We start from the raw sequence: 10006 nt of genomic DNA on the forward strand, positions 1-10006 counted from the left end.
CGGGGTCCTCACTCCAGGACGGCGTCGATCTCGCCGCTCGCGGTGGCGAGCAGTTCGTCGATGTCGGCGTCCTCGCGGGTCAGCACCGCCTGCATGGCCGTGTCGAGGATCGCGTAGACCTGCTGAGCCTGCGGGGGCTCGATGAACCCGGTGATGTCGGGCTGGGCATCCACGAAGGTCTGGTAGTTCTCCAGCGGGACGTTGGCGTTGGCCTCCTTCAGGGCCAGCTGCTCCTCGCGGATGTCGCCGACCCAGATGTCGGGGGTGGGCGCCATCGGCAGGCCGACCGGGGAGCCCAGCTCGAGGGCGTCGTCGATCATCTCCTGGAACCGGTCGGGCTCCAGGAACTTCCACTGGAGCCAGGTCAGGCCGGCCTCGATCTGCTCGGGGGTGAGCCCGGCCTTGAACATGTAGCCCTCGCCGCCGATCAGCGTGCCCTGCTGCTCGGGCATGGGGGCGAGCCCGTAGTCGTTGAAGTCGCCCTCGAAGTTGTCGACGATGGGCTTGAGGTTGTCGGGGGCGCCGATGTACATGCCCAGGGTCCCCGAGCCCATCATGCGCTGGAGGTCCTCGAACTCCAGCATCTGCCGGTCGCCCATGGAGCCGTCCTCCCAGCGCATGGCGTGGAGGGTCTCCAGGACGGTGCGCCCCTGGGCGTTGTCGATGTTCGCGGTCATGGTGTCGCGGTCGACGATCTCGGTGCCCAGGGAGTTCATCCAGGTGTTGAAGTGCCAGCCGCCCTGGTTCTTGACGCTCAGCTCGGCGAAGCCGACGTGGTCGTCGCCCAGGTCGCTGATGGCGGCGGCCGCATCGCGGACCTCCTCCCAGGTGGTGGGCGGGGAGTCGGGGTCCAGTCCGGCCTCTTCGAACAGGGCCCGGTTGTAGACCAGGCCCATCGAGTAGTTGGCGGTGGGCAGCCCGTACAGGCGGCCCTCCTCGTCGCGGAACACGTCGAGCAGCCCGGGCTGGATCCGGTCGGTGATCCCCAGGGCCTCGGCCTGCTCGGTGATGTCGGAGACCTGGCCGCGTTCGATGAGCGCGCCGGGGTCGGTGAAGTAGACGTAGAAGACGTCCTCCAGCTGGCCCCCGGCCAGCTTGGTCTGGAACGTCTCGGGGTCCATGAACCCCTCGCGGGGGTCGAGGCGGATGCCCTCGTGGAGGCCGTGGAACTCCTCCACGTCGTTGTCGAAGATCGCCCGCTCGACCGGCTTGGTCTTCTCCGGCTGGCCGTTGATGACGAGCGTGACGGTGCCGTCGGCCGCGGGGTCGTCGGAGCCGCACGCGGTGGCGCCGACGGTCAGAGCGACAGCGGTGGCGGCGACCGCGAGTGCGGTGCGCCGGGGAACTGCGACACGGTGTGTGCCCATAACCTGCTCGTTCCTTTCCGGCTCCTCCCCCGGGGAAGCCATGTGGTGGTGCCGGAACGATAAATCAGGCGGACACGGAACCGCAAGAAATCAACATCAGCTTGCAAATCAACGACACACCCACGAAATCCAGGCATAATGCGAGCTGGGTCACACAGCGGAGCCGCTCGAACCCGCCTAACGAAGGCATAACGAAGCACCCCAGACCCGCCCGAACGCGCATGAACGAGCACGAACACACCCGGACACGACGAAGGGGGCGTGCGCGGTCGCGCACGCCCCCTGGCCGGGTTCCCCGTGTCTCAGCCCCGGACGGCCGCCTTCCCCTTCTCCCGGGAGCCCGCGGGCGCGGGACCGGCCGAGGCCCGCACCACCAGCTCGGGCTCGAACATCAGCTCCTCGCGGGAGACCCGACCGCCGTCGATCCACCGGGCCAGCAGCTCCACCGCCGAGCGCCCCATCGCCTCGATCGGCTGGCGCACCGTGGTGAGCGGCGGGTCGGTGCAGGCCATCAGCGGCGAGTCGTCGTACCCGACGATCGACACGTCCCCGGGCACCGACAGCCCGCGCCGCCGGACCGCGCGCACCGCGCCCAGCGCCATCACGTCGCTGGCGCACAGGATGCCGGTGACCCCGCGCTCCAGCAGGCGCTCGGCGGCGGCCCGGCCGTTCTCCATCGAGTACAGGGCGTGCTCCACCGGGGGCGGCGGGCCGTCCCCGAAGCAGGAGCGCAGCGCCGCCCGCTTGCGCTGGGAGGGGACGTGGTCGGGCGGGCCCGCCACCAGGCCGATGCGCTCGTGGCCCAGCGCCCGCAGGTGGGCCACGACCTGTTCGACGGCGACCGCGTCGTCGCAGGCCACCCGGGGGAAGTCCAGGGATTCGAGGGCCGCGTTGATGAGCACCGTGGGCAGGTTGCGCTCGTGCAGGTCCGCGTAGTGGTCGTGGGCGGCGTCGCCCTGGGCGTAGAGCCCGCCCGCGAAGATGATGCCCGAGACCTGCTGGGAGAGCAGCAGCGAGACGTAGTCGGCCTCGGTGACCCCGCCGGCCGTGCGGGTGCACAGCACCGGGGCGAAGCCGCGCCGGGCCAGTTCGGTGGCCATGACCTCGGCCAGGGCGGGGAAGATGGGGTTCTGGAGTTCGGGCAGCACGAGGCCCACCAGCCGGGCGCGTTCGCCCCGCAGCTGGGTGGGGCGCTCGTAGCCGAGGACGTCAAGGGCGGTCAGGACGGCTTCGCGTGTTCCGGGGGACACACCGGGTTTGCCGTTGAGGACGCGGCTGACCGTGGCCTCACTGACCCCGACCTTCTCGGCGACCTCCGCGAGTCGACGTTTCATGCCCCTAAGGTACGGCATGGAACGCAAGCCGCTTGCATCCGCTTGCAGGAATTGTCATCGGCTTGCGGTGACCGGCACCGCAGGGCGCGGGGGTTCAGCCGGTGCGGCGCTCCTTGCGCCGCCGGGCCAGCTCGTCCACCGGGGCCGCGGGCGGCGCCGGGGGCAGGTCGCCGCGCTCCTCGGCCGGGACCACGCCCAGGGCCTCCTCCAGCTCCCGCCAGACGTTGGCCAGCGCCAGCCCGAACATGCCCTGTCCGCGCTGCATGAGGTCGACGACCTCCTCGGGGGAGGTGCACTCGTAGACGCTGACGCCGTCGCTCATGAGGGTGATGCGGGCCAGCTCGGGGGCGGGGCGGCCGCGCAGGTGGTCGACCGCGGTGCGGATCTGCTGGAGGGAGATCCCGGTGTCCAGCAGCCGTTTGGCGACCTTGAGCAACAGGACGTCGGGGAGGCTGTACAGGGGGGCGTTGTGGGCGCCGGTGCGCACGCTCGGCTCCACCAGGCCGGTTCTGGCCCAGTAGTCGAGCTGACGGTAGGTGATCCCGGCGGCCGTACAGGCCGCGGGACCCCGGTACCCGACGTCCATAGGCGGCGCCACCACGTCCTCTTCGCACGGTAGGCCCTGCTGCCCCGCTAGCCGCAGCGCGGACCGCCTGTCATGGGGTTCCCGCTTGCCGCTCGCTACCGCCACGCCGACCTCCGGCTTCTCGTCCCGCGGCGGTTTCGACAGGGGATGTCCACAGAGGGAACGGGTGCGCCGCGGGTTCCACTGCACCGACCGTAGGACGACCGGAAGGCAGCGTCAACGACACCCCTCGGCGCGTCGCCAAGTGCGCGCCCCCGGGTGCCGCGGAGCCGCGGCGGTCACGCGGTGTGCGCGTACCCCGTTTTTCGGCCCCGACCTCGACGTTCACTTCCCCGTCCCCAATCTAACACCGCTGCCCCGGAACATCGCCGCAGGTCGCAGCCGTGTTCCGGGGCGTCCCCGAGCACCCGTCCCCGGTCTCACTCCGTACGGCGCCCGAAATCCTCGGGCGTGATGTTGTCGAGGAATTCCCTGAACGCCTCGACCTGGTCCTCCTGCTCGTCCGGGATGGGCATCCCGGCCTCGTCGATCACGTCCTCGTGGGCGTAGATCGGCGTCCCGGTCCGCAGCGCCAGCGCGATGGAGTCCGAGGGCCGGGCGCTCACCTCGGCGCCGTTGCTGAACACGAGCTCGGCGTAGAAGATGCCGTCGTTCAGCCCGGTGATGTTGACCGTGGTGAGCTGGGTGTCCAGGGCGTCCAGGACGTCCCGGAACAGGTCGTGGGTGAGCGGTCGCGCCGGCACCACACCCTGCTGTGCGAGCGCGATCGCGGTCGCCTCCACCCCGCCGATCCAGATCGTGAGGTAGCGATCCCCGTCGGATTCCTTGAGCAGGATTATCGGTTGGTTCGAGGGCATCTCAACCCGGACGCCGACGAACTCCATGTGCTTCACAGCGGCTCCGTCCCACGAGTCGTCATGCCGGATGGGCGCTCGTCCCTGTATCCCCCGTTGGATCAGGACCCGAGGGCGAAATCGGCACCCTTCGTTACAAAGCTCTCCGGCGGCGGGGGGCCGCAAACCTACTCGGCCCCGGCCGCCGCCGTCAACGGTGTCCGCGCGTGCGCCCGATCGCTCCTCAGCGGCGCGGCTTGGTCAAAAGCACCATCCGGAACTTGCCGATCTGGATCTCGTCGCCGCCGCCCAGCTCGGCCTCGTCCACCGGTTCCCGGTTGACGTAGGTGCCGTTGAGGCTGCCCACGTCGCGGACGCCGAAACCGTTGCCGCGGCGGAAGAACTCGACGTGCCGTCGCGAGACGGTGACGTCGTCGAGGAAGATGTCGCTGTTGGGGTGGCGCCCGGCGGTCGTGACGTCGTTCTCCAGCAGGAAGCGACTGCCGGCGTTGGGACCCCGCTTCACCACCAGGAGAGCCGTGCCGGCGGGCAGTGCGTCGACGTTGGTGGGATCGACGTTGCCGGACTCGTCACCGGAGTCCTCCTCCTCCAGGGCCTGTATGCCGGAGATGGAGATGGTGGACGTGACGTCTCCGGCGGACTCCCCGCTCCCCGCGGGTCGTGGACCCGGCTGTCCGTCCCTGCGGACGGGGGTCCCACAGTGGGAGCAGAAACGGGCATCATCCGCAACGGCGTGACCGCACTGCGTGCAGTAAACGCTCGACATAGGTCGGCTCGGCCTCCTACCGCACGGGGCGGTGCTTGATTCGGCTGATCGGTGGCACGTTCCGGTCGGCGTGCGGGCGAGGGGCCCGCACGGCGTCCGCAACGCGGCGAGACGATCCGCTGTCGCGGCAGCGGCACACCTCGCACGGTCGGTCGCTAGGTCTCATCCCCCGTGTCGTACTCCTCGTCACCTCTGCCGGGTCCGCCGTTGCGGGAAGGCCCGTGCGGTAGGCGACGCGGCGCCCCAGGGAACACTCGACTTTAAACCATATCCCTGTCCGGGAAGGGTTTCGCTCCCCGTCGGCCTGCCGTGGACACCCCGTCGCGCGAGCGGTGGGGTGAACGGTGGATCCGGTGCCCGGAGCACCGACTCCACCGGCGGGCGGCGCCGACGAGAAGAGGCACCTTTCTGGTACCGATGCCGCTTGGGGGGTTTTGGTTCGCATCTGGCACCCCCCGGATCGGACTCGTCGCCGCCGCACCGCCACGACCTGTCGTTATGCCCAGTTTAGCCAGCGGACACGGCTTGGCCAGCGGCCGTGAGGGCCGTTGTTTCCGCCGTACACCGAAGGGGGGTGCGGACCACGTGGCCCGCACCCCGATCGGGCGCCGGGGTCAGCCCTCGGCGCGTTCCACGACGTTCGCCCACTCGCCCAGCAGGCGGTGCGCGGTGTCCGGGTCGGGACCTTCGGCCCAAAGATGGGTCACGGCCTCGGCGGTGTCCGGGAGCACCAGCGCCCAGCTGCCGTCGGGCTCCAGCACCCGGACGCCGTCGGTGGTGTCGAGCTCGCGGTCGCCCGCGGCCTCCACCACGGCCCGCATGACGCTGCCTTTGACCGCCCAGGGGGTGGGCACCGACCGGCGCAGCAGGTGCGCCTGCGGGATGGCCTCCTCGATGCGGCTGAGCGGGCTGCGGGTCCGCGCCACCAGGCCCAGCAGCCGCACGAACGCCGCGATGCCGTCACTGGTCGGGCTGAACTCGGGGATGACGAACCCGCCCCGGCCGTCCCCGGCCAGGATGACGTCCTCGCCCTGCTGCACCGCCTTGGTGAGCTCGTTGATGGCCGTGGCCGTCCACAGCACCTCCACGCCGTGGGCGCGCGCCACCTGCTCGGCGACCCGTGTGATGGTCACCGGCAGCGCCACGCTGCCGCCCTTGCGCTCGGCGCACACCAGCTCCAGGACGGCGAGCAGGGCGCGCTCGCCGTCGACCAGCTCGCCCTTCTCGTCCACGATGGAGAGCCGCTCGGCCACGGGGTCGAACCGCACCCCGAAGTCGGCCCCCGAGCCCGACACCAGCTCGCCCAGGCGCTCCAGGTCCCGGTTGCGCTTGGCCGCGGTGTCGGTGGGCGAGGCCTCGTCCAGCCGGTTGTTGACGGTGAGCACGTCCACGCCGATCCGGCCCAGCAGCGAGGGCAGGATGAGCGAGCCGCTGCCGCCCGCGCAATCGACCACCACCTTCAGGTCCGCCTCGGCGACCCCGGAGGTGTCCACGGCGCGCAGCAGGTCGTGGGCGTAGTTCTCCACATTGCGCGAGGGGAAGGTCAGCTCACCGATCTCGCCGGGGAAGGCCCGGCGGTACTCGGCCCGGGAGAACACCCGGTCGAGCTTGCGCTGGGCCGCCGGGGACAGGTCGGCGCCGTCGGAGTCCAGGAACAGGATGTCCACCGACTCCGGGTCGCCCGCGGTGGTACGCACGGTGATGCCGCCGCTCACCCCGCTCTGGGAGGTGTGGAAGCGGGCCACCGGCAGCGGCACCACCTCCAGGTCGCGCACCTCGATGGCCGCGGCCGTCAGGGCGCTGATGACCGCCCGCTTGAGCGTGCGGGCCGCGCGCGAGACGTCGCGCGCGGTGGTGACGGTCGCGCCCTTCTTGAGGGTGGTGGCGTAGGCGTTGGCCAGCCGCACCGCCAGCTCGGGGGTGATCTCCACGTTGATCAGTCCCGAGACGCCGCGCGGGCCGAACAGCGACCGCTGCCCGCGCGACTCCCAGATGACGTTGGTGCTGACGACCGCGCCGGCCTCGATGGTCTTGAACGGGTAGACCTTGACGTCGTTGTTGAGGTAGGCCTCGGACTCGATGACGCAGTCCTCACCGACGACCGCGCCCTCCTCCACCCGGGCCGCCGCCATGATGTCGGTGTTCTTGCCGATGACCGCGCCGCGCAGGTTGGCGCCGCGGCCGATGAACACGTTGTCGTGGAGCACGGTGCGGTGCACGAAGGCCTCCGCGCGCACCACGGCGTTGCTGCCCAGCACGGTGAACTCGCGCAGCTCGGCCCCGGCCTCCACCTTGGCGTAGTCACCGATGTAGAGCGGGCCCTTGAGGACGGCCTCGGAGGACACCTGGGCGCCCTCTCCGACCCACACGCCCGGGGACACCTCGAACCCGTCGATCTCCACCTCGACCTTGCCCGACAGCACGTCGGCCTGGGCGCTGAGGTAGCTCTCGTGGGTGCCCACGTCCTCCCAGTAGCCGTCGGCGATGTAGCCGTAGAGGGGCTCGCCCTCCTCCAGCAGCTCGGGGAAGACGTCGCCGGACCAGTCGACCACCTCGCCGGCGGCGACCCGGTCCAGGACCTCGGGCTCCATGATGTAGATGCCGGTGTTGACGGTGTCGGAGAAGACCTGGCCCCAGGTGGGCTTCTCCAGGAAGCGCTGGATGCGCCCCTGCTCGTCGACGATGATGATGCCGAACTCCAGCGGGTTGGGGACCCGCTTGAGGGCGATGGTGACCTTGGCGCCCTTCTCCCGGTGGAAGCGCACCATGTCGGTGAGGTCGATGTCGGTGAGCGCGTCGCCGGAGATGACGATGAAGGGCTCGCCGCGCAGGTGGTCCTCGGCGTTCTTGACGCTGCCGGCGGTGCCGAGCGGGACCTCCTCGGCGACGTAGTGGAGCTTCATGCCGAGCTCCTCGCCGTCGCCGAAGTAGTTGCGGATCAGGGTGGCCAGGAACTGGACGGTGACCACCGTCTCGGTGAAGCCGTGCTTGCGCAGCAGCCGCAGCACGTGCTCCATGATGGGTTTGTTGACCACCGGCAGCAGCGGTTTGGGCTGGTTGGCGGTCATGGGGCGCAGGCGGGTGCCCTCGCCGCCGGCCATGACCACGGCCTTCATGCTGGGTGAGGGCGTCGGGGCGTCCTCGTCGCGGACGGTCATCGCTGGCACCTCCGCACCGTCAAGGTGGCGGGGGGTACCGCGGGGGGAAGGTGTTCGGAGCGCGCGGCCGATCGCGCGGTGGGACATGTTCTCATGGCGGAGACGACACTCCCTTTCGTTCCGACAGGACTCGCGGTGAGCCGGTCCGTCAGTGGGTCAGGGCCCTGTCCGCCCCTGTTCCCGGCCGGGCAGGCCGAGGCCGTCGACGTCCGCGCCGGGTTCTCCGTCGGCGGTCGCCGCTGTGGCTGGATCGGGTCGACCCGGGTCGAGGCCGCGACCGGGGTCGCCGTCCTCGACGGCACGTTGACCGTCGGCGTGATCGGCGCGTTCGTCACGGCGGGTCTGGGCGATCAGGCGCAGTCCCTGAACGGCGTACAGCAGTCCGGCCCACCAATAAAGAGCCGTTCCCCAGAGCGCGAAGGCCCAACCCATAATCCTCGCCACATCTCCGACGACGTTGGCGTAACCGGCGATGAACAGGAGGGGGAAGGCGTAGAGAAGGCACAGGGTGGCGGCCTTGCCGGCGAAGTTGACCGGCAGGGGGCCGTAGCCGAAATACCGCAGCAGCGGCAGGGCGCCGAGGATGAGGACGTCGCGCAGGACGAGGATGGCCATGAGCCACCACGGGACGATGTCGCGCACGACCAGTCCCAGCAGGGCGGCGAAGATGTAGAGGCGGTCGGCGAGCGGGTCCAGGACCGTGCCGAGCCGTGAGGTCTGGTTCCAGGCGCGGGCGATCTTGCCGTCGAGCCAGTCGCTGAGCCCGGCGAAGGCGAGCACGATGAGCGCCCACCAGTCGGCCTGGGGCACCAGGACGAGCCAGAGGAAGAGCGGGACGCCCAGCAGCCGGAGCATGCTCAGCAGGTTGGGAACCGTCCAGATGCGGTCACTGACCGCCGGGCTGGCCACATCGCCCCCCGCATCGACTCTGCCTTCTTCCGCGGATCGCCCCATGACGCCAACGATAACGGTCCGAAGTGTCGTTTTCCGCCACCGCGGAGTCGCTTTTCGCCCGGGCCGATCCATCACGTGGAACGAACCGGGCCCCGGAGTGGTTCCCCGCCCGGCCGCGCCGCGGCGGGTACGCTGCGGGCGGACCGACACCGATCCCGGGAGGATCCCATGCTCGTCGCCTTCTCCGTCAGCCCCCTCGGCACCGGGGAGTCCGTCGCGCCGGCCGTCGCCAAGGCGGTCAAGGTCGTGCGCGACAGCGGGCTGCCGCACCGCACCGACGCCATGTTCACCACGATCGAGGGCGAGTGGGACGAGGTGATGGCCGTGGTCAAGGCCGCCACCGAGGCCGCGGGCGAGGGCGCCGGGCGGGTGTCCCTGGTCCTCAAGGCCGACATCCGGCCCGGCGTCACCGACGCGCTCAACGGCAAGGTCGAGGCGGTCGAGGCGGAGCTGCGCAAGCTCTGACCCGGCCCGCGGGACCCGGCGCCGCCCCGCCCCGCTCCGGCCGGCCTAGCCCTGGGCCTCCAGGACCATGTCCGCGGCGCGCAGCCCCGACAGCAGCGCGCCGTGGACCGTCGCGATGTGCTCGATCTCGGTGGCCTCCCCGGCGAAGAACACCCGGTCGTCCACCGACGCGCGCAGCGCGATCCGGTCGCCGTCGCCGGAGCCGACGGCGGTGTAGGAGAACGCGCCCCGCGAGAAGGGGTCGTCCATCCAGTCGCTGAGGTGGTGGTCGACCGGGTCGGGCGCCTTGCGGAACATGGTGCGCAGCGACGCCATCGCGTGCTCCACCACCTCCCCCTCCGACATCCGGGCCAGGAACCGGGCCGGGGCGCCGCCGTTGCGGGACACCAGCACCGGCACCCCCAGCACCCGCTGGCCCGCGTACCAGTGGAACCAGGCGCCCTCGTCCGTGCCCAGGTGCACGAGCACCTCGGCGTCGCCCCAGAACACCTCGTCGAAGCGCAGGAACAGCTTCTCCAGCCG

The 10006-nt window shown here is 70.8% G+C and carries 9 protein-coding genes; 1 reads left to right on the top strand and 8 read right to left on the bottom strand.

Features of this window, described 5'->3' with window-relative positions:
- Nucleotides 1–8 precede the first annotated feature (8 nt).
- The 7 genes from ACJOT3_RS27465 to clsA all read right to left on the bottom strand — a co-directional run bounded on the left by ACJOT3_RS27465 (nt 9) and on the right by clsA (nt 8974).
- A complete protein-coding gene (locus ACJOT3_RS27465) occupies nt 9–1367 on the bottom strand; it encodes an ABC transporter substrate-binding protein (RefSeq protein ID WP_406976015.1) in 1359 nt (452 codons plus the stop codon).
- Nucleotides 1368–1669: 302 nt separating this feature from the next.
- Nucleotides 1670–2701 (bottom strand): LacI family DNA-binding transcriptional regulator, encoded by a 1032-nt coding sequence (locus ACJOT3_RS27470; protein ID WP_406976016.1) that lies wholly within the window; start codon nt 2699–2701, stop codon nt 1670–1672.
- Between the two features lie 94 nt (nt 2702–2795).
- Entirely contained in the window at nt 2796–3287 is a 492-nt protein-coding gene (locus ACJOT3_RS27475; protein WP_406976020.1) for a MerR family transcriptional regulator, read from the bottom strand.
- Nucleotides 3288–3706: 419 nt separating this feature from the next.
- Nucleotides 3707–4180: a bifunctional nuclease family protein gene (locus ACJOT3_RS27480; protein WP_220562147.1), complete on the bottom strand. Its 474-nt coding sequence runs from the start codon at nt 4178–4180 to the stop codon at nt 3707–3709.
- Nucleotides 4181–4364: 184 nt separating this feature from the next.
- The gene (locus ACJOT3_RS27485; RefSeq protein ID WP_406976017.1) at nt 4365–4907 is read right to left on the bottom strand and encodes an FHA domain-containing protein; all 543 of its coding nucleotides are present in this window, start codon (nt 4905–4907) and stop codon (nt 4365–4367) included.
- Nucleotides 4908–5521: 614 nt separating this feature from the next.
- Nucleotides 5522–8023 carry a sugar phosphate nucleotidyltransferase gene (locus tag ACJOT3_RS27490; protein ID WP_406976021.1) on the bottom strand — a complete coding sequence of 834 codons (2502 nt, stop codon included), beginning with the start codon at nt 8021–8023 and terminating at the stop codon, nt 5522–5524.
- Between the two features lie 198 nt (nt 8024–8221).
- Entirely contained in the window at nt 8222–8974 is a 753-nt protein-coding gene (clsA, locus tag ACJOT3_RS27495; RefSeq protein ID WP_406976022.1) for a cardiolipin synthase ClsA, read from the bottom strand.
- A gap of 213 nt (nt 8975–9187) precedes the next feature.
- Here clsA and ACJOT3_RS27500 point away from each other — a divergent pair, with 213 nt between their 5' ends.
- Nucleotides 9188–9484, top strand: coding sequence for an MTH1187 family thiamine-binding protein (locus tag ACJOT3_RS27500; RefSeq protein ID WP_406976018.1), 297 nt, complete (start codon nt 9188–9190; stop codon nt 9482–9484).
- Nucleotides 9485–9529: 45 nt separating this feature from the next.
- Here the strand turns inward: ACJOT3_RS27500 and ACJOT3_RS27505 are convergent.
- Nucleotides 9530–10006 (bottom strand): FAD-dependent oxidoreductase (locus ACJOT3_RS27505; protein ID WP_406976019.1); only part of this gene is annotated, 477 nt, incomplete at its 5' end.

Origin of the sequence: Nocardiopsis protaetiae, from assembly GCF_045446735.1 — a bacterium.
Classification (GTDB): Bacteria; Actinomycetota; Actinomycetes; order Streptosporangiales; family Streptosporangiaceae; genus Nocardiopsis; species Nocardiopsis protaetiae.